We start from the raw sequence: 22,902 nt of genomic DNA on the forward strand, positions 1-22,902 counted from the left end.
AAACGGCGCGGTCGGCCGCCCCACGGACGGCACCCCCACATCCGACCAAGGAGCCCCACATGCCCAGGCCCAGCAGACGCGCCCTGCTCGCCGGTGCCACCGGACTGGCCGCCGCGAGCCTCCTCCCCTCACCGGCGGCCTCGGCCGCACCGTCCCGCGTGCGGCTGACCAGGGAGGAACACCGGGTCGTCGTCATCGGATCGGGGTTCGGGGGAGGTGTGGCGGCGCTCCGCCTCGCGCAGGCCGGCGTGCCGGTGACCGTCCTGGAGCGCGGCCGCAGGTGGCCGACCGGGCCCAACGCCGAGACCTTCCCCCACGTGTCCGGCCTCGACAAACGGATGCTCTGGTACGGCACGCTCCCGGCCGCCGTCAGGCCGCTCGCCCGGCTGATCGGCACCCCACTGGACTTCGCGCCCTACACAGGGCTTCTCGAACCCGTACGCGGCGAGAACATCCTCAGCGTCTGCGCGGCCGGGGTCGGCGGGGGATCGCTGGTCTACCAGGGCATGACCCTCCAGCCCTCGGAAGCGGTGTTCAACACCTGGCTGCCCGAACGCCTCGACTACGGCCGCATGGACCTGATCCACTACCCCCGCGTGGCGCACATGCTCCAGGTCGCGACGGCACCCGACGAACTCGTCGGCGCCCGCACCTACTACGCGGCACGGGTCTTCGCCGAGCGGGTGCGCGGAGCCGGTTACGACCTCGCGAAGATCCCGATGCCGATCGACTGGGACTACGCCCTCGCCGAACTCCGCGGCGAGATGAAGCCCTCCTACACCAACGGGGACTGCGCACTCGGCGTCAACAACGGAGGCAAGCACTCCGTCGACGTGACGTATCTGCGGCAGGCCGAGGCGACCGGCAAGGTCACCGTCGCGACCCACCACAACGTCACCTCCGTGGCCCGGGCCGCCGACGGCCGCTGGGAGGTGTGGGCCGACCGCACCGACGACTCGGGCCGCGTGCTGGAGCAGAAGGTCCTCTCGACCCGTGCCCTGGTCATGGCAGCCGGCAGCGTCAACACGAGCAGGCTCCTGGTCCGCGCGCAGGCGACCGGCGCCGTGCCCGACCTCCCCGACGGACTCGGCGAAGGCTGGGGAACCAACGGCGACCGCATCTACGCCTGGACGAACCTGCAGGAGGACTTCGGCGCCGAGCAGGGAGGCCCCGTCGTCTACGGAAGCAAGGCGTGGGACGACCCGGCCACCGCGAACACCGTCATCCAGGCGTCACTGCCGCCACTGGGCATCGACGCCCGGACGACCATGCTGGTCGGCTTCGGGGTGAGCCCCGACCGCGGCCGCTTCCGCTACGACGCGTCCACCGACTCGGTGTCCCTGCACTGGCCCCGGGGCGGGGACTCCGCGAGCCACCGCAACCTCCACCGGCGGGTCACGGCCGTCGCCAAGGGACTCGGCGTACTGACGGACACCAACTCCCTGGTCAACAGCACCTGGCACCCACTGGGCGGCGCGTCCATGGGCACGGTGTGCGACCTGGAGGGCCGGGTGCGGGGCCAGCGGGGCCTCTACGTGCTCGACGGCGCCCTGATCCCCGGCACGACCGGGGCGTGCAACCCGTCCATGACCATCGCGGCCGTCGCCGAGCGGGCGATGGACGCGATCACCGCGCACGACATCGACACGTTCATCTGAACGCCGAGCGAGGAGCCGACCATGAGCCGCAAGAGAACCCGATCCCTTTCCGACCTCACCCCGGGCCGGGTCCCGCAGGCCGCCTCCCCGGCGGAGCGCACCCGCCGTACCGGCCCTGCCGGACCGCGAGTGCTGGCCGGTGTCGTCACCGGCACGGTCTGCGCGTGCCTGCTGGCCGCACCGGCGTCCGCGGCCGGTACGGAACCCGTCGTCTCACGCGGGGTCACCATCCCCGCCTTCTACAACCCGCCGGCCGAACTGCCCGCCACCAACGGCGCGTTGATACGCACCGAAGCGATGCCGCTCGGGCTGAGCATCCCCGGACTCGACGGCCGCCCGATGCCCGGCACCGCGACACGGCTGATGTACAAGTCCACCGACTCGGCCGGGCAGCCCGTCGCCGTGACCGGGGCCTACATCGAACCCTCGGCCGCGTGGACCAAGCCCGGCCCGCGCCCGCTCGTGGCGGTCGCCTCCGGCACCATGGGGCAGGGCGACCAGTGCGCGCCCTCGTTCGCGCTCCAGCACCCGCTGACCCTGAACGGCGACACCGTGTCGGTCGGCTACGAAGCTCTGGCCATCTACCGCATCCTCGCCACCGGGGCGGCCGTGGTCGTCACCGACTACGTCGGCCTCGGTGCCACCGACCGCGTCCACACCTACGTGAACCGCCTCGACCAGGGGCACGCCCTGCTGGACGCCGCCCGCGCCGCCCGTGGCGTGCCCGGTGCCTCGGTCACCGCGGCCTCCCCGACCGGCCTGTACGGCTACAGCCAGGGCGGCGGCGCCAGCGCGTCGGCCGCCGAACTTCAGTCCACCTACGCACCCGACGTGCCCCTCGTCGGAACCTACGCCGGCGCGCCGCCGGCGGACCTCACCTCCGTCATGAAGGGCATCGACGGCAGTGCCCTGGCCGGCGCGCTCGCCTGGTCCATCAACGGCTTCGCGCAGGCCGACCCCGACCTGCGCGCGGTCGTCGAGGCGAACATCAGCGCCACCGGCAAGGCCGCGCTGAAGGACGCCTCGACCATGTGCGTGGGTGACGCGCTGTTCGGCTACGGCTTCACCAAGAGCAACAAGTGGACCAACGACGGCAGGTCCGTCGGGGACGTCATCGCCGCCGAGCCGCGTGCCAAGGCCGCGCTGGACAAGCAGCGCATCGGGCGGCTCGAACCCACGGGCCCGGTGCGCGTGGCCACCGGCGTCCAGGACGACATCGTTCCCCACGGCCAGGCCCGGCAACTCGCCGTGGACTGGTGCCGCAAGGGCGGCGACGTCACCTACGAGCCCATCCGGCTGCCCAACCTCGGCGACAAGATCCTCACCAACCACCTCGTCCCCCTGCTCACCGACCAGGGCGACGCGATCTCCTGGCTGACCGACCGGCTCTCGGGCAAGCCCACGACCTCCAACTGCTGGACCATGCCGCTGCAACCCTGACCGGTCGGGCGTGCCTCCGCTCGTTCGACGTGCGCCTCGTCGGCTACACCGCCAAGTAGCCGTGAAGTCGGTTGAGTTGAGCGCGTCGGTGGCACCGGCGGTCGCGGACGCGTTCAGCCCCGCTCACAGATGTGAGCGGGGCTGAAGGTCACCAGCCGGACGGCCTCAACGGCCTACCGGCATCACGGCAGGGTCCATTTCTGGTTGGGTCCGGTGTGGCAGGTCCACAGGTGGACCGGCGTTCCGTCGTTCCAGGTGCTGCCTGAGGCGTCCAGGCACTTGCCCGACTGCGGGTTGCGGACCGTGCCGTCCGACTGAGGCGCCCACTTCTGCGCGCCGGTCCCGTTGCACGTCCACAGCTGGACGCGCGTACCGTCGGCGCTTCCGCCGCCCGACACGTCCAGGCACTTGCCCAGCGCCTTCAGCGTTCCGTCGCCCGGCACCGACCACTTCTGCGCGGCCGAACCGTCGCACGACCACAGCTGCGCCCGGGTGCCGTCGGCCGTGCCCGCGTTCTCCACCTGCAGGCACTTGCCGTTGACGCCCTTCACCGGCCCCGAGCGCGGACCGGGCTGGGTGTCGCCCTGCTTGATGCGGATGTTGCGGAAGGCCACCTCGTCGCCGTCCCCGTGGTTCTGGATGCCGATGTGGCCCTGCTTCAGGCTCCGCGCCGGATCGGTGTTGGTGAAATCGTTGATCTTGCTGCCGTTCAGGAAGATTTCCAACCGCTCCCCGGTGACCCGTAGTTCGTACGTGTTCCACTGCCCCGGCGGGTTGAGCGCGGCGTCACGCGCGGCGATGTCGGCGGACTTGAACCCGTAGACGGCTCCCGTGGTGCGGTCGACGGTGTCGGTGGCGTCGATCTGGACCTCGTAGCCGTTGTCGACCGCCGACCACGGGTCGGAGGAGGCCGGGAAGCCCAGCAGGACACCGGAGTTGTCGTCGCCGCTCGCCTTCCAGTCCAGCTTGAGGGAGTAGTCCCCGGTGAACTCCTTGGCGGAGTACCAGAGCATGCCCATCCCGCCGTGCGAGGTGAGGGTGCCGTCGGCGAGGTCGAAACCGCCGGGGCCCGCCTGCTGCCAGCCGGTCGTGCCCGACCCGTCGAACAGGGACGTGTAGCCGTTCTCCGGCCGGCAGTCCGCCCGCGTCATCCCCGCCGCCCAGCGGATGCCGCCGAGCAGATGCCTGCGGAACGCCGCCTCGGCGTACGAGCCCTCGGTGTGACCGCCCCCGGTGTAGAAGGCCCGGCCGCCGCGGTAGTCCTTGCACCAGGCGATCGGATGGTCCCCGCCCATGGAACCGCCCGTGTAACTGGACTCGTCGAGCGAGGCCAGCACATGGGCCGTGGCGCGGGGGTTGGTGCGGTAGTCGTACCACTCGTCGGTGCGCTGCCAGGTCCTGCCCAGATGGGCGGTGGCGTCGTGCGCCCGGTCCTCGACGCGGACGGTGGCGGACTGTACGGCCGGGTGGGAGCGGAAGAGCGCGCCGGCCAGCCCCTCGTAGAAGGGCCAGTCGTACTCCGTGTCCGCGGCGGCATGGATACCGACGTACCCGCCTCCGCCCTGGACGTAGCTCTCGAAGGCGGTCTGCTGGGCGGCGCCCAGGACGTCACCGGTCGTCGACAGGAAGACGACCGCCTTGTACTGGGCCAGGTTGGCCGTGGTGAAGGTCTGCGGATCCTCGGTGGCGTCGACGGTGAAGTTGTTCGCCGTGCCGAGGTCCCGCAGCGCCGTGATGCCCTCGTCGATCGAGTCGTGGCGGAAACCCGCGGTCCGGGAGAAGACGAGGATCTTGTACGTCGGGTCGGCGGCCACGCGGGTGACCGCTTGCGTGTGGGCGCTCGTGCCGACGGCGGGCAGGGCCGCGGCCTGCGGAGCGGAACAGAGTGCGGCGCCGGCGAACAGCCCGAGAACCGCTGTGAGATGGGTGCGCATCTGCGTCACCTCCCTTCTAGGGCAGGGTCCATTTCTGGTTGGGTCCGGTGTGGCAGGTCCACAGGTGGACCGGCGTTCCGTCGTTCCAGGTGTCGCCGGAGGCGTCCAGGCACTTGCTGGACTGCGGGTTGCGGACCGTGCCGTCCGACTGGGGCGCCCACTTCTGCGCGCCGGTCCCGTTGCACGTCCACAGCTGGACGCGCGTACCGTCGGCGCTTCCGCCGCCCGACACGTCCAGGCACTTGCCCAGCGCCTTCAGCGTTCCGTCGCCCGGCACCGACCACTTCTGCGCGGCCGAACCGTCGCACGACCACAGCTGCACCTGCGTGCCGTCCGCCGTGGCCGCGTCCTTCACGTCCAGGCACTTGCCGCCGACCCCCTTGACCGGGCCTGACCGGGTACCGCCCGTGGTGGTGAAGGAGAACTCGTCCACGTCGAAGAGCGAGCCGCTGCCGCCCTTGAAGACGAGGTACAGGGTGGTGGAGCCGGTCGGCTGGCCGCTCAGGTTCGCCGTCACGTCCCGGAAGGTCTCCCAGCCGCCTGTCACCGGCACGGTCGCCGTGCCGAGCAGCGTGCCCGTCTTGGAGCCGGCACGCACCTCGATGGTGCCGCCGGCGCCGGCGGAGGAGACGCGGGCGGTGAAGGCGGTGGTGTTGCCGAGGGTGTACGGCTTGAAGGAGATCCAGTCGCCGCTGTCGATGTAACCGACCGTCTTGCCGCCGTTGGCCGGGATGTGGCTGACGACCTCGACGCCCGAGGAGTCACCGTAGTGCTCGGCCTGGCGGTGGCTGGGCTGGGTGATGTGCTGGTCGTGCGTCGTGAGAGCCGGCTGACCGTTCGCGCCCTTGTCCGTGTACTCGGCGTCGATGACGCCGAAGATGTTGGCGTTGGGGTCGTGCTCACCGTCGGCGAGGGTCTGCAGGGTGCCGGTGCAGCCGGTCGTCGAGGTCTGCGGGTGGCCGTGGCTGTCGTGGCCGATGATGAACGTGACCTTGACCTTGGTGCAGTCGACGGTGCCGTCCTCGGGGTCGGTCACCGTGACCTTGAAGGGGATCGCGGCGCCGGCGTCGTAGATGGCGCCGTCGCCGGGCAGGTCGATGCGCACCGTCGGGGCGGTGTTCCCGACCGTGATCTGCACGGAGGCGGTCGCGCTCTTGCCCGTCGCGTCGGTGACCTTGAGCGTGGCCGTGTACTGCCCGTTGGCGGGGTAGGTGTGCGACGGGTCGGCCGCGTTGGACGTGGTGCTATCGCCGAAGTTCCAGGAGTAGGAGAGGGCGTCACCGTCCGCGTCGGAAGTGCCCGCGGAGGAGAAGGTGACGGACAGGGGCGCTTTTCCGGAGGTGACGTTCGCCTTGGCCTGCGCGACCGGGGCGTGGCCGCCCGTGACGTGCTCGATGCGGTACAGGGCTGAGTTCGCGTCGCCGTTGAAGTAGCCCGTGCCGTAGTCGAGGACGTAGAGGGCGCCGTCCGGCCCGAAGGCCATGTCCATCACCTGGGTGCCGCTCCAGGGGAAGGAGTTGATGGACTGCACGGTTCCGTCGCCGGCGGCTTCGATGCGCTTGATCCAGCGGCGGCCGAACTCGCCCGCGAAGAAGTCGCCGTCGTACTCCTGCGGGAACTTCACCTCGGAGGTCGAGCTCGCGTCGTAGCGGTAGACCGGTCCGCCCATGGGCGATTCGGATCCGCTGCCGAACTCCGGTACGGAGCCGCCGTCGTAGGGGATCCACGCGGGCTGCGCGGCGGGCAGGTCGGTCAGGCCGGTGTTGCGCGGCGAGGTGTTCTTCGGGGCGGCGCAGTTGAAGGCCGAGCCCGCCGAGCCGGTGGCGAAGTCGTGGTCGATGTAGGCGTCGTTCTTGCCCGTGCAGTACGGCCAGCCGAAGTTGCCCGCTTTGGTGATGCGGTTGAACTCCACCTGCCCGGCGGGCCCTCGGGACGCGCTGGCGGTGCCCGCGTCGGGGCCGTAGTCGCCGACGTAGACGGTGCCGGTGGCCTTGTCGACGCTCATGCGGAAGGGGTTGCGGAAGCCCATCGCGTAGATCTCGGGACGGGTCTTCGCGGTGCCGGGCGCGAAGAGGTTGCCGGACGGGATCGTGTACGAACCGTCGGCGGCCACCTTGATACGCAGGACCTTGCCGCGCAGGTCGTTGGTGTTGCCCGCCGAACGCTGGGCGTCGTAGGCCGGGTTGCGCGAGGTGCGCTCGTCGATGGGCGTGTAGCCGTCCGAGGCGAAGGGGTTGGTGTCGTCGCCCGTGGACAGGTACAGGTTGCCCGCCGCGTCGAAGTCGATGTCACCGCCGACGTGGCAGCACAGGCCGCGGGACGCCGGCACGTCGAGGATCTTCTTCTCGCTCGCCGTGTCCAGGGTGCCGTCCGAGCGTAGGACGAACCGCGAGAGCCGGTTGACCCCGTCGAACGGGGTGAAGTCGGAGGAGGTCCCGTCCGCCGGGGCGTCGCCGCCGGGCGTGCTCAACTTGGGTGCGTAGTAGAGGTAGATGAAGCGGTTGGACGTGAATCCCGGGTCGACGGCGACGCCTTGCAGGCCCTCCTCGTCGTGGCTGTACACCTCCAGCGTGCCCGCCACGCTCGTGGTGCCTCCGGCGTCGGTCAGGCGGAGTGTGCCGTCGCGCGAGGTGTGCAGCACCGACCGGTTCGGCAGCACCGCCAGGGTCATGGGTTCGCCGGTCTCGGCCACGCCCTTGGCGAGGGTGACCTGTTGGAACTCGTCGGCGGCTGCGGACGCGGCCCGGCCGCCGGGGTCCGCCGTGTCGGCGGCGGCCGGGCTCATGGGCAGGGCCAGGCCGATGGCACACGCCGCGGCCGTCAGGAGGAAACGGACACGTCTGTGTCCGCGCGTTCTCGTGCGCACAGAGTTCTCCCGGGGGTGGGGGTGGCGGCAGGCCGCAGGGACTGCCGTGAGGGAGTACAGGCGCGCGCCGTCGCGCCGTCGAGCCCCGGCCTAAGAGATTTATGACCGGTTCATTTCAGGGAAGTTAGCGGGGTTGGTCCTCACCCGTAACCCCTTTCCATCAAGATCTTCATTCTTTCTCCGCTGACGGGACAAAGTGCCATGTCGCCTGCGGAGCAATGGAGTTGACGGCAGCCGTCGATCGCGGAGACGCGGGACGTGTGAAGGAGGCCGCCCGCAGAGGACGGCAACGGCGACGGTGACGGCAGCCCGCGACGGCGTCGGCCGAACGGTCTGCCGAACGTGAGATCAGGGACGGTGACGGCCGAGACGACGGCGGCGGCGCCCAGGCATACGACTACGTGGTCAGCGGGCCTCTTCGACGTGGGCTGCCAGGTGAGCCAGGGAAGACGCCATCGCGACCTCGTGCACCGTCTGGTCGATCCCGGAGGGCACGTTCGTGGCGGTCACGGTGACCTCTGTCCCGGCGCCCGCGGAGGCGAGTTGCCAGGTCATCGTCATGGTGCCCGCGTACGCGGGATCGTCGGCCTCGAACACCGCCCGCTGCACCACACGCTCCGGCGGCACGAGGTCGGCGAACTCGACCTCGACCACATCCGTCCCCCCGGAGGTCTTGCCAGGGCTGTCGGTGGCGTCGAGATAGGTCAGGACCATGCGGAAGCCGCCTCCGGACCGGGGATCCCACCGCTCGATACGCCCGCGCATGCCCTCCGGCGGCAACCAGGCCTCGAGGGACTCCCTGCGGAGGAGCGCGTCGTAGACGGCCGTCGGTGCAGCGGCGATCAGGCGGGTGGCGCGGTCTCTCCGGTCCATGCGCCGAGTCTATGGTCGCGAGGTTCCGGGGCGGCCCGCGACCGGCCGGGTCGCTGAAGCGAAACGCCTCGCGCCGATGAGGTCAACGCGTACCTGGGGCTGCTGGACATGACGCCCTGCGGGCGCGGTGGGGCGTGGGAAGATCGTCCCGAGGGCCGGTTCGAGGGACGCGACCCGTGCCGGTCCTGGCGCGCGGACGCGGACGGGAACACGCCCTGGGGCGGGACCAGCCGTTCCGTGCCGCGGTGGACCCGTCCTGGTGCGACCCCTGTGCAGATCCTCGGGCGGCACGGCGACCACCCGTGACGCGCCCGCGGGGACCACCGCTGACACACACTCGCGCCCGCGCCGACCGGTGACGCCCGGCCGACGGCGGCCGGGGCCACGGTGGACGGCCCGGGTGGGGATGCCGGGCGCAGGAGACCCGGTCCAGGGGCACTCGGAGGCAGCGGACCAGGCATCCTGCGGCCTCTTCGGGCGCCTACGCCGGGAGTTGCTCCTGGTACCGCTCCAGCGCGGGCGCCGTCTTCGTCGCGATGAATTCCGTGATCCGGTACTCGCAGACCTCGGCCGCGACGAACGGGTCCGCCGCCGCTATCCGCTCGGCGCGGGCGCGGTCGATCCCCGCCGCGATCAGGATGCCGCCGGTCCGCGGGTCCTTGCGGCCGGAGGCGATCACCACGCCCTCCTCGTACAGGGTGCTCAGCCAGGCCACGTGCGCCCCGAGGTGCTCCTCGACGCGCTCGATGGGTGCCGTGTAGGTCAATTCCATTACGAACATGATCCGCAGGTTAGCCGGACTCGCCGACCGTGCTCAGGACCGGTGGCGGACGAAGCTGAGGTAGGCGAAGGCCTCGCCCTCGCGCGGCGCCCGCGTCCAGGAGCGGGTGGTGAAGGTGGAGAGCTTCCCGCGGGTCAGCGCGAAGCGGGGGAGTGAGAGGCCGAGTTCGTCGTGCAGGGCCCGCAACAGGGCCAGTTCGCGGGCCGAGTCGGAGTCCTGTGGGCGGAACAGCCGTGCGGGGTCCAGAGCTTCGGGTATCGCACCGGAGCGCAGGACCTCCGCGCCCCGCACGGTGAACGCGTACAGCTCTTCGCCCCGTTCGGCCACCGACACGTGGAACGCGGCGGGGTGGTCCTCGGAGGTCGAGAACGCCGCGTCCCGCCAGAGGACCACCGCACGGCCGGACGAGGACGCGGCCGCGGCGGGGGACCGGGACGCCTTGCCCAGACGGCTCCGAGAGTGACCGTCGAAGGCGAAGGCCCACCCCTCGGCGGTGCGGCCGACGCAGACGACGGCCCGGTCCTCCCACAGCTCCACGCCCTCGCGCTCGTGGGGCCTGGGCGCCCGCCAGGACGCCGTGCGCGGGTCCACGGGCACGCTCAGCCGGGCGCCGTCCTCGCCGATCAGGGCGGGCAGGAGTGCGGGGTCGGTGTCCTCGACCCAGACACAGCGGTATCCGTCGAATGCCTGCCCGTTCGGCATCGGCTCCGTCAGCCACGAGAGACCCGGGGGGTCCAGATCGGGCACCGGCTCGGGGGCGGGGCCCGTCTCCCCGGCCCGCGGTGTCGCGAGGATCTCCCGCCCGCGCTCCGGGGTGACCAGCGGGCCCAGGACCGGGTCGGCGAGCAGCCCGATCGGGGCGATCAGCATGGGTCCGGGCGCCTCCCACCGCGGGAGCGCGTCGCGCAGCACCCGCCACGCGGTGTCGCCCGCTCCCCGGCGGGCCGACTCCCGGGCCTCGGCCACGGCCCGCCCCCAGGGACCGGGAGGCGCGTAACGGTAGGTGCCGTCGCGCACCGCGTTCAGCACCGCTTCGGCTACCGCCCGGTCGACTCCCCGAGCGGCCATCATCCTGAGCCAGTGCTCGCCCTCGTCCGGCCACCGTGCCGCGTGCGCCGCCCCCATGGCCACGACCGGCAGGAGCTCGGGAAGGTAGCGCGCGTCGGCCACCAGATCGCCGTAGTCCGAAGTGCCGCGCGGGGCCAGCAACTGCCGGACTTGGCGCAGCAGGGCGGCACTCCGCGGCCGTCCGAAGGAGGATGCCTCCTCGAGCAGCGGCAGGGCCTCCTCGTACCGCCCGCGCAGGGCCAGCACGCGGGCTTCCTCGGTACGGGCGTCCTGCGCGCGCGTGGTCGCGTTCACGAAGTCGGGTCTTTCCACGCGGTCGGCGTGGAAGCTGCGGTACATGGCCTCCATGTAGGCCCGGAACGACGGGTAGCGGTCCGGGTATTCACCGCTCCAGCCCTTGTAGACGTAGAGCGCCCATTCGCCGTCCTGGTCGCGGTCGCCCGGGTCGAGCAGGGCGTGCGACATGTCGGACTCCGTCTCCAGCCGCAGCGCCCGACGCCACATCCCCGCGAGGAGGACGTCCTCCTCGCGCGACGTGTCGTCCACGTGCTGTTCGTACAGGGAGGTCATGTCGTGCGGGTCCCGGAACCAGTCGATGTCGGCGGCGCCGCCGAGTTGATAGACGGCGGCCGTCTGGTCCACGTGCCACCCGTCGCTCGCGGCGAGGAACGCGCGGTACGAGGGAGGCAGCCGCGTCCCCAGCCGCTCCTCGGCGGCGGCGATCGTCGCCTCGTCCGCGCCGGGCCGGCCGGGCGGAGCGGTGGCCTCCTCCTCGCCCTCGTCCTCGCCCGCGCGAGGAACCCACTCCTCCTGCCAACGCCCGAGGAGATCATGCCAGTTGAAAGGCTCGCCAGTCATGCGCGGATCATGGCACCGGCCACTGACAATCGGGCCGCGGCCCCTCCGCGGAACGATCCCCCCTCGGCGCGCCCGCCGGGGAGCGGGGCCGGAGCCGGACCGGAGAACGCACGCGGCGGCTTCGAAGGCAGCGGCGGCTCGCACCAGCGGCTCGACGTCGGCGAACCGGGGCCTCCGCCCGCCGCGACGGGACTTCAGGCGGCGCTCGGTTCCGGCCGCGGCTCGGCAGGGGCGGACTTCGTGCGGCGGGGGAGCACCAACGGGGTCGCCAGCAGGAGGAGCCCGGCCAGGCCGATGGCGGTACGCGGGCCGAGGAGGGCGCCCAGCAGGCCCCAGACCGCGGTCAGCAGCGCGGTCGATGCCTTCGTCGTCACCGCCCAGGCGGACAGCGTGCGGGCGACCCGTTCGGCCGGTGTGCGTTCCAGGCGGCAGGTGGCCTGGACGGGGTTGAAGACCCCGCAGCAGAAGATGAGCCCGGCTTCCACGCCCATCACCAGCAGTAGCCCTCCCGTCCCGGACCCCACGAAGGCGAGGCCGACGGGCCACAGCGCACGCAGTGCCCCCGTCACGACCAGGACCCGGTGTCCGCCGAACCGGGTGACGAGCGGCCCGGCGAGCCGCGAACCGAGCAGGCCGGCGATCGAGGGCGCGGCAAAGGCGAGGCCGTACTGCCACGGCGCGAATCCGAGCGGTCCGAGCATCAGCACCGTCAACAGCGGCTGCGCGGCCATGACGAGTCCGTTGAACAGCGCGGTGTTGAAGAACAGCGGTCGCAGCGTCCCGTCGGCGAGGATGTACCGCCAGCCGTCGAGCAGGTCCCGGGCCCGCGGACGCGTCGCCTTCCGGGCTTCCGGCGGCGCCTCGTGGCCGCCCATGGCGCGGATGCCCAGGGCGGAGAGCAGATAGCTGACCGCGTCGGCCACCACCGTCGCCACCGGGCCGAGCAGCCCGATCGCGAGACCGCCCAGCGGAGGCCCGACGATCGTGGTCGTCCAGGACGTGGACTCGAACCGGGCGTTGGCGACGAGCAGGTCCTCGGCCGGCAGCAGGGTCTTCAGGTACGCGCCGGAGGCGGCACGGAAGGTGATGTCGGCCGCCGCGACGACCACCGTGACGAGGAGGAGCTGAAGGAAGCCGAGCACGCCGAACGCGAACGCGACGGGGATCGTCAGCAGTGCCGCGCACCGCACGAGGTCCATGGCGATCAGCACCGGCCGCTTGCTGCGGAACTCCACCCACGGGCCGAGCGGCACCGCGACGACCGCGCCCACCGCGGCCCCCACGGAGGACAGCGCGGCGACCTCGGCCGGCCCGGCGTCCAGTACCCGGACGGCGATCAGCGGGAACGCGCCGAAGGCCAGCCAGGTGCCGAGCGCGCTGGTCCCGTACGCCCCCCAGAGCCACCCGAACGGCCGGCCCAGGCGAACCCCGGTCGACCACCCCAGCCCGTGCCAGCGCTTCATGCCCGACGCCCTCCGCCCCTCACCCGCACAACCGATTCGCGTTCGACTTCATCAAAGCGAGCGCCATACGCAGCGCACAAACAACCACGAGGCCCTCAGTCACAACCAGTGGTTGTGCCCCTAGGCTGGTGGGCATGGACCTCGACACCGTCCGGACCTTCGTCGCCGCCGCCGAGGCGGGACGGTTCCAGGAGGCCGCCGCCGAACTGGCGGTCACCCAGCAGGCCGTCTCGAAGCGCATCGCGGCGCTGGAACGGGATCTCGGCGTGCCGCTGTTCACCCGCACTCCCCGTGGCGCCGAACTCACCATCGACGGCCAGGCGTTCCTGCCTCACGCGCGCGAGCTGCTGCGGGTCGCCGAGCGCGCGTCCGCCTCCGTGCGCGCGGGCCGTCGTCCCCTGCGCGTCGACGTGATCGCCTCGCGCGGCGCGGCGACGGGACTGATGCGCGGCTTCCACCGTGCGTACCCAGAGATCGACCTCGATGTCGTGATGCTGTTCGAGATCGAGACGGCGGTCGCCGCCATCCGCTCCGGCGCGATCGACGCGTCCTTCCGCGCCGTCGCCGCGCCAGGGCGGCCCTTTCCCGACGACGTCGAGGCGAGCCGGGTGCTGGACGAGCCGCTCCAGCTGCTCACGGGCCCGGCCCACGCACTGGCGGGCGCCAAGTCGGTGACCGTCGCCCAGCTGGCCGGGCACCGGATCTGGATGCCCGGGATCGTCCCGGGGACGGAATGGGCCGCCTACTACGACGACCTCATCGCCGAGTTCGGCCTCACCATCGAGGCCACCGGCCCCAACTTCGGGTCCGACGCGCTCCTCGACACCATCGCCGACACCCCGTCGCTGGCCACCTTCATGGGCGGCCACACCCGCCTCGTCTGGCCCGCGGGCCACGGGCTGCGCCGAATCCCGGTGACGGACCCGACGCCTGTGTACCCGCACTCGCTCCTCTGGCACCGCGACAACCCGCACCCGGCGCTGGCCACGCTCCGCGCTCACCTGGCCGCGGCGGCACCCGGCCACGACGCCGTCGGCACGTGGGCACCGGACTGGGTGATCCCACGGTGAACGGCCCCCGGACCCACCGGCCCCGACGAGGCGACTACACCCGCTCCTCGTAGACCCTGACCAGGACAGGCCGAAGCCGCCGGATCACTGCCCAGGCAGGCCGCCCGGCCAGGCGTCGGGCCCAGAGGTCGAGATCGTCTCCGGCGCCGTGGAAGAACCACGAGTCGAAACTTCCCAGAGCCGCCAGGTCGGGGGCGAGTCCGTACCGGAGCTCGCAGTGGACCTGTGTGTAGTGGTCATGGTCACCGGCCCTGCCGGAGACCTCGAACTGGCGGGTGAGGTCAAGCGTGAACGAGGCGGGACCGTCGAACGCGTAGATCCCGTACTGGAGCAGAAGGCCGTCAGCGTCAGGCGTGTCAGGGACGTCGAACAGCCGTCGGCCGAAACGGAGGAAGGCAAGCCAGAAGTCCTCCGTGACCAGACCGGCAGACGTCCCAGACCGCAGTTCTCCTTCGAGCACCCCCAAAGCCTCACGTGTCGACGGTCTCCGCGTCATGCCTGCCTCCTCCGCCCACGCAGCCAGAGGGAGCGTACTCAAGCCGGGGAACCGTCCAGGACAAAGCCCCGGGAAGTCACCAGTGCCGACATCGCCTCCCGCGGCAGGGACGGGTTGGCTGCCGCTGCCTCGACCACGAGCCAGTCGGGATCCGTGAGCAACTCCCGTATGGCGGATGGCGGGAGAGCCGGGTGGCCCGCTGCCACGCGCCTGGCACGTCCGTCGGTCAGACAGGCGAGGAGCGCCGGGGCCGTCGCACACGGGTGCCGGGCGATCTCGCGCAAGGCCCTCGCCGGCGTGGGTTGGTGCCGAGCCAGGTCCCTCAACAGCTCCGCGGTCGCGTCCGGGTTGGCCGCGACCCCCGCGATCACCTGAGTCCCGTGCCGCGCCACCATGCCTCGCAGGCGTGCCTCGTCGAAGCCCGGATGAGGGGCGACGCACTTGACCACTTTCGCGTCGGGGTCGTCGGCCAGCGCGTCACGGATTCCGGCGGGCAGATCCCGTCGTAGAGCCGCCAGCATCCGCACGGCAGGCGCGGGCGACTGGGCCAGTGCCTCGATCTCGTCGGGACGAGCCGTCGCGATCCGCGGCAGCAGAGTCGCACCGATCTTGCGGGTCGCGGCCAGGCCGGCGAGCACGTCGAGCGGTATGTCCGGGTGATGGGCCAGTCTGCGCCGTACGTCGTGTCCGCGATCGTCGGCCAGCTTCCGGATCAGGGACTCGTCGATCCCGGGATTCTCCGCGAGGTCACCGCGTATCCCGGGAACGGGATCCTCGGCCAACAGCCGGTACACCTCCGTGGGCAGGTCGGGCCGGGCGGCGAGTGCCCAGCGCAGCGATACGGACGGATGGGCGGCGAAGCCGACGACCGCGTCGACGGGTGTGGCCGGATTCCCCAGGGCGGCTTGGCGGATGAGGTGCACGGTGGACTCGTGGGCTCCGTCGCAGAAGGCCCCGGTCGGCAGGCCGCAGGAGGGCTGCCGGCAGTCCGGATCATCCACGCACGGCTTCGTCTCGCCGTCGCAGACCAGGCACCAGCGAGCGGGAGGCAAGCCCTCGCCGCTGAGCAGCGCGGCCAGGACGGCAGACGGAGTCGCCTCGTTCAACGCCACCGCACGTCGGACCTCGGCGTGAGGATGCCCGGCCAGGCCGGCGGCCACATCCGCCGTGGCCCACAGGGCGAGCTCCGCGACGACCCGTATGTCCGGGTCCCCGGTCAGCGTCTCCACCACGTCGGGCGGGAGGCCGGGGCAGCCGGCCAGCTTCTCTCGGTGCTCGACGAGCGGATCCGCCGCGAACAGGCGCGCCCACTCCGGGTTCCCGGAACTCTCTTCCAGCAGGCCGAGGGCGGCGAGCGGCTGCGCCGAAGGATCGATGTCGGCGGAGGTCAGCCGCCCCTTGCAGGCGAGGGGCAGCGCGCTCTCCGGTACGCGCGACGCGAGTTCCACCGCCTGCGCGCGGCTGAGGTCCGGGCGATCGGCCAGGCTCGCCGCGACGTCGTCGTCCGCGACCGCGATCAGCCGGTCGACCAGTTCGGAGGGCAGGGCGGTGTTGACGGCGAGACCGCGCAGGACGTGATTCACGAGAGGCATACTGCCCGCGCCGCACGTGAAGGGCGCGGGCTTTTCGGCGCCGCGGCACGGCTCCCGGTCTCGAGGGGGCTGGTGAGCATCGACGTTCGGTGGCGGCGGGCCGGTACGGTGCCGGGTCGGGTGCCGTACTGGAGGCCGTAGGGCAGCCCACCTGCCTCGGGGCAGCCCGCCGCCGCGGTCGTCAGGGGCGGAGGATGAGTCGGATGGGGTTGCCCTCCTTCTTCTCCAGCCGCTCCACCGCCTGGGCCGCCTCCGCGAGCGGCAGCACGTCGCTGATGGAACCGGAGAAGTCCAGGCGCCCGTTCTGGATCAGCCGCAGGAGCTGGGGCAGGGCGACGGGCATGTCGGAGCCGTAGTGGCCGAGGATCTGCTGCTGCAGGTAGCTGAACCGGGTGCCGTCGGACACGGTGAGCGGCTTGTCGGTCAGTCCGACCAGGACGAGTCGGCCCTTGGGGGCGAGGACACGCAGAGCTTGCTCGCGTACGGCCGGGACGCCCGCGAAGTCGAAGGCGGCCGCGATTCCGGCGCCGCCCGTGAGCGTTGCGACGGTCGCGCGCAGATCGGGGTCGGCCGAGTCCAGGGCGAAGTCGGCGCCGGCCGCGAGGGCGCGTTCCCGCGCGACGGGGTTCGGGTCGACGGCGATGACCGGGCAGGCGCCCACCGCGCGCAGCAGTTGCACCGCGTGCACCCCGAGCCCTCCTACGCCCCAGACGCCGACCGCCTCGGCGGGCCGGACCGCACCGGTGGTGGTGATCGCGCCCCAGGGAGTGGAGACGGCGTCGGGAATGATCGACCCCTGTTCGAAGGGGATCGCGTCCGGCAGCACGGTGAGCGCGTCGGCGGACGACAGGGTGTACTCGGCCCAGCCGCCGTCGTAGTCGACGCCCCGGGTGTAGGTGACGCCTTCGCGCACCTCACCCGCGTACAGGACCACGCGCGTGCCGACCTGCCACGCGGTGACCCCGTCGCCGACCTCGGCGATCACGCCGGACACCTCGTGGCCGAGGGTGACGGTGTCCCCCTTGAGCAGCAGCGGGGTGAGCGTCCCGTCGATCAGGTGTACGTCGGAAAGGCACACGCCCGCCGCCTCCACCTTGACCAGGACCTGCCCCGGGCTCGGCTGGGGGCGGGCCACTTCCTCCAGGCGCAGGGTGCGGCTGGGCACGTGCAGTCGGGCGGCGAGCATCTGCTCCATGGGGCGGTCTCCTCGGTGCGGCGGCGAGCCCCGCGCCGTATCGCAGGTCGCCTTGCGTTCACCGTACACCCAACGCAGGTCGACTTGCTTTACGCTTGGACGATGAGCGCCGCCCCGTCATCCACACCAGAGCCCGCCCCCGCACCTCCGCTGCGCCGGCGCGGCGAGCGCATGAGGCGGGCCGTCCTCGCCGCCACCGTGGACCTCCTGTCGGCGGAAGGACTGCGGGGCGCGACCGTCGGCGCAGTCGCCCGGGCGGCCGGAGTCCACGAGACGTCGGTCTACCGCAGGTGGAAGACCCGCGAGAACCTGATCCTCGACGCGCTGACCACGGAACTGGACACCGCGCTGCCGATCCCGGACAGCGGGGACGTCCGGGAGGACCTGACGCGGTTCTTCCTCGCGCTGGTCCGGCTGCTCGACTCGGCGCAGGGGCGGGCCCTGTTGCGCCTGAGCGTGGAGCGGGACGACATGCTCGACGACTGCCGTACCGGCTACTGGCGCGACCGGCTCGAACGGGCCGCCGTGATGGTCCGGCGGGGCGTCGAACGAGGAGAACTGGCGGAGGGCACGGACGCCGGTCTGGTCGTCGAAGCCATCAGCGGGCCCTTGTTCACGCGCGTCCTGCTGAGCGGGGCGCCCCTGGACGAGACTCTCGTCCGCGGCCTGGTCGGCCTCACGCTCGACGGGGTCAGGCCCGACGGAGGGTGAGGCCCGCGCCCGTCGGCGGGTGACTGCCGGGGCGCCACGCCACCGGTCGGCCGCCGGTCGGCGGTGGGTGAGTGCGTCCGGGTTCCCGTGCGGACTCGACAACGGGTGGGTTTCGTCGAGACGCCGGTGCCGGGCGTCCGCGATGGTGATTGCCACGGTGCCGGTGCCGGACGTCCGTAACGGCGTCCAGTGAGGGTCGCGGCAGTGATACTTCACGCCATCCGCGGTGACCGGGGCCTCCTGCCGGCCGCCCGGTCTGGGCCCGCGCGAGAGGGTGGGGCGCGCGAGGTGATCCACAATGCGCCTCCTGCCTCATAACGGTGTTTATGCCTCTCAGTGAGCAAACCGCCCTCTTTCGCGCCTTACTGACATGCCGCCCCGCCTGTTTCGCTTGTTCCTGCGCACGGCCACCTCGCTCACCACCGGGCGTTCGCTTCACTTCCGTTCAGCTCCCGGAGGGCATGTGTCAGTACCGGACAGCGTCACTGGTCCCGCGGTCGATGAAGCGGCTCCGCCACCGCCCTCGGGGTCGGCCCGCACCAGTCTCGGGACACAGGCCGCCCGCCAGCTGGCGACCACCACCAAATCCCAGCCACAGATGCGGGCGATCTCCTCCCGCTGGCTGCTGCGGACGCTGCCGTGGGTCGACGTCCAGGGCGGCGCGTACCGCGTCAACCGGCGACTGCACCTGCACGTCGGGCGAGGACGCGTCCGCTTCGAGCACAACGGCGCGGACGACATCAGGGTGATCCCCGGGACCCTGACCGAACTCGCCGCCCTGCGCGGTTGTACGGACACAGAGGTCCTCGAAGGGATCGCCGGCCGCTTCGCTACCCGCGAGGTCGAGCCCGGACAGGTCGTCGTACGGGCCGGACAGCCCGTCACCGAGATCCACCTCGTCGCCCACGGCCGCTTCCGCCGGTTCACCGTTGGCGCCTACGGCGACGAGCAGTCCCACGGGATCGCCGCGAACGGCGACCACCTCGGGGACGAGGCCCTCGGCCGGTCCGACCCCGTGTGGCCGACCTCGGTGCGGGCCGAGACAGCGGGAATCCTGCTCGTGCTGCCCCTGCGGGCGATCCGCGAACTCGGCGACCGTTCACCCTCGTTCGCCGCTCACCTGGAGTCGTACGAGCGCCACCGGCGACGCCGGACGAACCGCGCCGGAGAGGCCGACCTGCCGATCCGGGCCGGGCACACCGGCGAGCGGGTGCTGCCGGGCGGCTTCGTGGACTACGAACTGGCGCCCCGCGAGTACGAGTTGTCCCTCACACAGACCGTGCTGCGCGTGCACTCCCGCGTCGCCGACCTCTACAGCAGTCCCATGGACCAGACACGCGAGCAACTGCGGCTCACCATCGAGGCGGTCCGCGAGCGCCAGGAATGGGAGCTGGTGAACAACCGCGAGTTCGGACTCCTGCACAACGTGGACTTCGAGCAGCGCATCAGCACGTCCAGCGGACCCCCGACACCCGACGACCTGGACGAACTGCTGGCGATGCGGCGCGGCACGCGGCTGATCCTCGCCCCTCCGAAGGCCATCGCGGCGTTCTTCCGCCAGTGCGGCAAACGCGGCCTGATGCCCGCCTCCACGACCATCAACGGCCACAAATGCCTTGCCTGGCGGGGAGTCCCGATCCTGCCCTGCGGCAAGATCCCGACCTCCAAGGCCCACACGACCAGCATCATCGCGCTGCGCACCGGTGAGGCCGACCAAGGGGTCGTCGGGCTCTACCAGACCGGAATCCCCGAGGAGTACCAACCCGGCCTCAACGTCCGCTTCATGGGCGTCGACCAGCATGCCGTCGTCAAGTACCTCGTCACCGCCTACTACTCCCTGGCCATCCTCGTGCCCGACGCGGCCGGCGTCCTGGAGAACGTCCAGCTCGGCCGCGTCGCCGACTGAACAGGTGGAGCACCGCACACATGAGCACGTCCACGGACGACACAGCCGCGTTCACCCCGCCCGGCCCACCCCACCCCGTCCCCACCCTGCGCGCCAGGCGTAGTGGAGCCGTCCCGGGGCTCAGGTACCGGCCGGCGGCCCCCGCCAATCCCGAGAAGGCCGCGGAGATCGACCGGAGACTGGAGGCATGGGCGCGCGGGCTCGACCTGTTCCCCCCGCAGTGGACGGGAGACTTCACCCAGTTCCAGTTCGGCCGTGCCGTGGCCCTCCAGCACCCCGGAGCGGCCGACCTGGAGCGCCTCACCGTCGCAGGCAAACTCCTGCTCGCCGAGAACATCGTCGACAGCTGCTACTGCGAGGAGGACGAGGGCAGGGGCGCCGCGCGCAGCGGACTGGGCGGCCGGCTCGTCGTGGCCCAGTCGGCGCTCGACCCGTTCCACAGCACTCCCGAACTGGAGGAGCGCTGGCGCGACGGAGTACAGGCGGACGGCCCGCTGCGCTCGTACCACTGGGCGCTGAAGGACTACGCCGCCGTCGCCACACCCAGCCAGACCAGCAGGTTCCTGCACGACGTCGCCCGACTGCATCTCGGGTACCTCGGTGAGGCCGCCTGGGCGGAGACCAGGTACGTGCCGGACATCTGGGAGTACCTGGTGATGCGGCAGTTCAACAACTTCCGGCCCTGCCTGTCCATCGTGGACGCCGTCGACGGCTACGAACTGCCCGAAGTGGTGTACGCCCGACCGGAGATCCAGCGGATCACGGCCCTGGCCTGCAACGCCACGACGATCGTCAACGACCTGTACTCCTACACCAAGGAGCTGGCGAGCGATCCCGACCACCTGAACCTGCCCCAGGTGGTCGCCGCGAACGACCAGTGCGGCCTCAAGGCCGCCTATCTGAAGAGCGTCGAGATCCACAACCAGATCATGGACGCCTTCGAGGCGGAGGCCGCCGCCCTCTCGGCCACCTCGCCGCTCGTCGAAAGGTACGCCCGTGGCCTCGCCGACTGGGTGTCCGGCAACCACGAGTGGCACGCCACCAACAGCCACCGCTACAGCCTGCCCAACTACTGGTAGGCCGAGCGGTTCCGCCAGCACGTCAGCACAGTGTCAAAGCGAGGAGAGTCACCGTTGACCACCGTCCCCACCGCAGTCACGTCCGCACCGGTGCCAGCCCAGTCCACGTACCAGAACCGTGTCGCGGAGTACTGGAACGCCGAGGAGAACCCGGTCAACCTCGAGCTCGGGAAGATCGATGACCTCTACCACCACCACTACGGCATCGGCGGCGCCGACGCCTCGGTGCTGGACGAACCGGACCCGGACCGGCGCCGCGAGCGCATCACGCACGAACTGCACCGGCTGGAGCACGCGCAGGCGGAACTGCTGGCCTCCCACCTGGGTGAACTCTCGCCGGACGACCGGGTCTTCGACGCGGGCTGCGGTCGGGGCGGAGGCAGCGTCACCGCGAACCTGCGCTACGGCTGCCACGCCGACGGGGTCACCCTCTCCGCCAAGCAGGCCGAGTTCGCCAACGAGCAGGCCCGCAAGCGCGGTATCGACCACAAGGTGCGCTACCACCACCGGAACATGCTCGACACCGGACTCAAGTCCGGTGCCTACGCGGCGTCCTGGAACAACGAGTCCACGATGTACGTCGAGCTGGACCTGCTCTTCGCCGAGCACGCCCGCCTGCTGCGCCGCGGCGGACGGTACGTGGTCATCACCGGTTGCTACAACGACACCTACGGGCGGGCCTCCCGTGAGGTGTCGCTCATCAACGCCCACTACATCTGCGACATCCACCCGCGGTCCGAGTACTTCCGCGCCATGGCGCGCAACCGGCTCGTGCCCGTGCACGTGGAGGATCTGACGGCGGCGACCATTCCGTACTGGGACCTGCGCCGGCAGGCCGACCACCTGGTCACCGGTATCGAGGAGACCTTCCTGGACGCCTATCGCAACGGCAGTTTCCAGTATCTGCTGATCGCGGCCGACCGGGTCTAGGTTCCGTCGCGGACGCCAGGGTCCGCCGGCGTGGCGACGGCAGGTGCCGTGCACGGCGACGGACCCGGTCCGGCGTCTACGCCGACGCGTGTGCGACCGCGGGCGGCGGGCTGGTGAGGCGGGCCGTGCCGTCGTTCAGTTCCCACACGTCGTCGGCGAGGTCGAGCAGGCGGGTGTCGTGGGTGGCCACGAGAGCGGTGACCCCCTCGCTGTCCACCACGGCACGGAGCAGCTCCATCACGGCCAGGCCGGTGTGCGCGTCGAGTTGCCCGGTCGGCTCGTCGGCGATCAGGAGAGCGGGCCGGTTGGCGAGCGCCCGCGCCACCGCCACCCGCTGCTGCTGCCCGCCTGAGAGCTCGTCGGGCCGCTGCCGCGCGTGGTCGGCCAGACCCACGAGGGCCAGGAGCACCCGCACCCGCTCGTCGCGCTCCGCGCGCTGCCGCCGGCGCAGCCTCAGCGGCACGCCCACGTTCTCGGCCGCCGTGAGCACGGGCAGCAGGCCGAAGTCCTGGAAGACGAACCCGACCCGGTCCCGGCGCAGTTCACGGAGCCGGGCCTCGGGCAGGGCGGACAGGTCGGTGCCGTCCAGGAGTACCCGGCCCCGGTCCGGCCGGACCAGGCCGCCCACGATGTTCAGCAGCGTCGTCTTGCCCGCGCCCGAGCGCCCGCGCACCGCGGTCAGCCGTCCACGCCGCGCCGTGAGCGACACTCCGCGCAGTGCCTGCACCGCCGAGGGTCCGCGTCCATAGCCGCGGTGTACGTCCACCACGCGGACCATCGGCTCCGCGCCGTGCTCCACTCTGTCTCCGGTCATCGCCCCACCCTGTTCCGCGCCGTCCGGCGGACATCCGCGTGCCCGCCACCCGGACGGGCGGTCACCCTATGCGGACGCGTCCCGCGAGACAACGTGCGCCGTGCGGTCGCGGTCATGCGGAGGCGCAGGGTTATGATCCTCGCGCTCCGGCTCGAACTGCCGTCCGGG

Annotated in this window: 17 protein-coding genes and 1 pseudogene; 8 read left to right on the plus strand and 10 right to left on the minus strand. The window is 71.7% G+C overall.

The window, feature by feature from the left end; all coding sequences use genetic code 11:
- Positions 1 to 59 precede the first annotated feature (59 nt).
- Positions 60 to 1,658: a GMC oxidoreductase gene (locus ACFYQQ_RS19805; RefSeq protein ID WP_388904887.1), complete on the plus strand. Its 1,599-nt coding sequence runs from the start codon at positions 60 to 62 to the stop codon at positions 1,656 to 1,658.
- Positions 1,659 to 1,679: 21 nt separating this feature from the next.
- Positions 1,680 to 3,098: a lipase family protein gene (locus ACFYQQ_RS19810; RefSeq protein WP_356169956.1), complete on the plus strand. Its 1,419-nt coding sequence runs from the start codon at positions 1,680 to 1,682 to the stop codon at positions 3,096 to 3,098.
- Between the two features lie 182 nt (positions 3,099 to 3,280).
- On the opposite strand, the gene ACFYQQ_RS19815 is transcribed toward ACFYQQ_RS19810, so the two are convergent.
- The 3 genes from ACFYQQ_RS19815 to ACFYQQ_RS19825 form a co-directional block, all read right to left on the minus strand.
- Complete coding sequence (locus ACFYQQ_RS19815) at positions 3,281 to 5,032, minus strand: ThuA domain-containing protein (protein WP_356169958.1); 1,752 nt, start codon at positions 5,030 to 5,032, stop codon at positions 3,281 to 3,283.
- Between the two features lie 16 nt (positions 5,033 to 5,048).
- Positions 5,049 to 7,817 carry a PQQ-dependent sugar dehydrogenase gene (locus ACFYQQ_RS19820; protein ID WP_388904984.1) on the minus strand — a complete coding sequence of 923 codons (2,769 nt, stop codon included), beginning with the start codon at positions 7,815 to 7,817 and terminating at the stop codon, positions 5,049 to 5,051.
- Between the two features lie 486 nt (positions 7,818 to 8,303).
- Positions 8,304 to 8,771 (minus strand): SRPBCC family protein, encoded by a 468-nt coding sequence (locus ACFYQQ_RS19825; RefSeq protein WP_355792536.1) that lies wholly within the window; start codon positions 8,769 to 8,771, stop codon positions 8,304 to 8,306.
- Between the two features lie 57 nt (positions 8,772 to 8,828).
- Here ACFYQQ_RS19825 and ACFYQQ_RS19830 point away from each other — a divergent pair.
- A pseudogene (locus tag ACFYQQ_RS19830) lies at positions 8,829 to 9,077 on the plus strand (hypothetical protein); the annotation flags it as partial.
- Between the two features lie 175 nt (positions 9,078 to 9,252).
- Here ACFYQQ_RS19830 and ACFYQQ_RS19835 read toward each other — a convergent pair.
- The 3 genes from ACFYQQ_RS19835 to ACFYQQ_RS19845 all read right to left on the minus strand — a co-directional run bounded on the left by ACFYQQ_RS19835 (position 9,253) and on the right by ACFYQQ_RS19845 (position 12,941).
- Positions 9,253 to 9,552 (minus strand): YciI family protein, encoded by a 300-nt coding sequence (locus ACFYQQ_RS19835; RefSeq protein ID WP_355792534.1) that lies wholly within the window; start codon positions 9,550 to 9,552, stop codon positions 9,253 to 9,255.
- Positions 9,553 to 9,585: 33 nt separating this feature from the next.
- The gene (locus ACFYQQ_RS19840; RefSeq protein ID WP_388904888.1) at positions 9,586 to 11,478 is read right to left on the minus strand and encodes an SMI1/KNR4 family protein; all 1,893 of its coding nucleotides are present in this window, start codon (positions 11,476 to 11,478) and stop codon (positions 9,586 to 9,588) included.
- A gap of 194 nt (positions 11,479 to 11,672) precedes the next feature.
- Positions 11,673 to 12,941: an MFS transporter gene (locus ACFYQQ_RS19845; RefSeq protein WP_388904889.1), complete on the minus strand. Its 1,269-nt coding sequence runs from the start codon at positions 12,939 to 12,941 to the stop codon at positions 11,673 to 11,675.
- Positions 12,942 to 13,075: 134 nt separating this feature from the next.
- On the opposite strand from ACFYQQ_RS19845, the gene ACFYQQ_RS19850 reads away from it, so the two are divergent.
- A complete protein-coding gene (locus ACFYQQ_RS19850) occupies positions 13,076 to 14,011 on the plus strand; it encodes a LysR family transcriptional regulator (protein ID WP_388904890.1) in 936 nt (311 codons plus the stop codon).
- Between the two features lie 34 nt (positions 14,012 to 14,045).
- Here the strand turns inward: ACFYQQ_RS19850 and ACFYQQ_RS19855 are convergent, their stop codons facing one another.
- The 3 genes from ACFYQQ_RS19855 to ACFYQQ_RS19865 all read right to left on the minus strand — a co-directional run bounded on the left by ACFYQQ_RS19855 (position 14,046) and on the right by ACFYQQ_RS19865 (position 17,294).
- Positions 14,046 to 14,507, minus strand: a complete 462-nt coding sequence (locus ACFYQQ_RS19855; RefSeq protein WP_355794136.1) for a hypothetical protein — start codon at positions 14,505 to 14,507, stop codon at positions 14,046 to 14,048.
- 38 nt (positions 14,508 to 14,545) lie between these two features.
- Positions 14,546 to 16,090, minus strand: coding sequence for a hypothetical protein (locus ACFYQQ_RS19860; protein WP_388904891.1), 1,545 nt, complete (start codon positions 16,088 to 16,090; stop codon positions 14,546 to 14,548).
- Between the two features lie 190 nt (positions 16,091 to 16,280).
- Entirely contained in the window at positions 16,281 to 17,294 is a 1,014-nt protein-coding gene (locus tag ACFYQQ_RS19865) for a zinc-binding dehydrogenase (protein WP_355793347.1), read from the minus strand.
- A 171-nt stretch (positions 17,295 to 17,465) separates the two neighbouring features.
- Here ACFYQQ_RS19865 and ACFYQQ_RS19870 point away from each other — a divergent pair, with 171 nt between their 5' ends.
- The 4 genes from ACFYQQ_RS19870 (at position 17,466) to ACFYQQ_RS19885 (ending at position 21,920) form a co-directional block, all read left to right on the plus strand.
- Positions 17,466 to 18,005, plus strand: a complete 540-nt coding sequence (locus ACFYQQ_RS19870) for a TetR/AcrR family transcriptional regulator (RefSeq protein ID WP_355793349.1) — start codon at positions 17,466 to 17,468, stop codon at positions 18,003 to 18,005.
- A 463-nt stretch (positions 18,006 to 18,468) separates the two neighbouring features.
- Positions 18,469 to 19,911 (plus strand): family 2B encapsulin nanocompartment shell protein, encoded by a 1,443-nt coding sequence (locus ACFYQQ_RS19875; protein WP_388904892.1) that lies wholly within the window; start codon positions 18,469 to 18,471, stop codon positions 19,909 to 19,911.
- 20 nt (positions 19,912 to 19,931) lie between these two features.
- The gene (locus ACFYQQ_RS19880; RefSeq protein ID WP_355786004.1) at positions 19,932 to 20,990 is read left to right on the plus strand and encodes a family 2 encapsulin nanocompartment cargo protein terpene cyclase; all 1,059 of its coding nucleotides are present in this window, start codon (positions 19,932 to 19,934) and stop codon (positions 20,988 to 20,990) included.
- Between the two features lie 54 nt (positions 20,991 to 21,044).
- Positions 21,045 to 21,920: a geranyl diphosphate 2-C-methyltransferase gene (locus ACFYQQ_RS19885; protein WP_355786007.1), complete on the plus strand. Its 876-nt coding sequence runs from the start codon at positions 21,045 to 21,047 to the stop codon at positions 21,918 to 21,920.
- Between the two features lie 76 nt (positions 21,921 to 21,996).
- On the opposite strand, the gene ACFYQQ_RS19890 is transcribed toward ACFYQQ_RS19885, so the two are convergent.
- Entirely contained in the window at positions 21,997 to 22,734 is a 738-nt protein-coding gene (locus ACFYQQ_RS19890; protein WP_388904893.1) for an ABC transporter ATP-binding protein, read from the minus strand.
- Between the last annotated feature and the right edge of the window lie 168 nt (positions 22,735 to 22,902).

The sequence above is a fragment of the Streptomyces sp. NPDC005496 genome, assembly GCF_042872045.1.
In the GTDB taxonomy this organism is placed as follows: domain Bacteria; phylum Actinomycetota; class Actinomycetes; order Streptomycetales; family Streptomycetaceae; genus Streptomyces.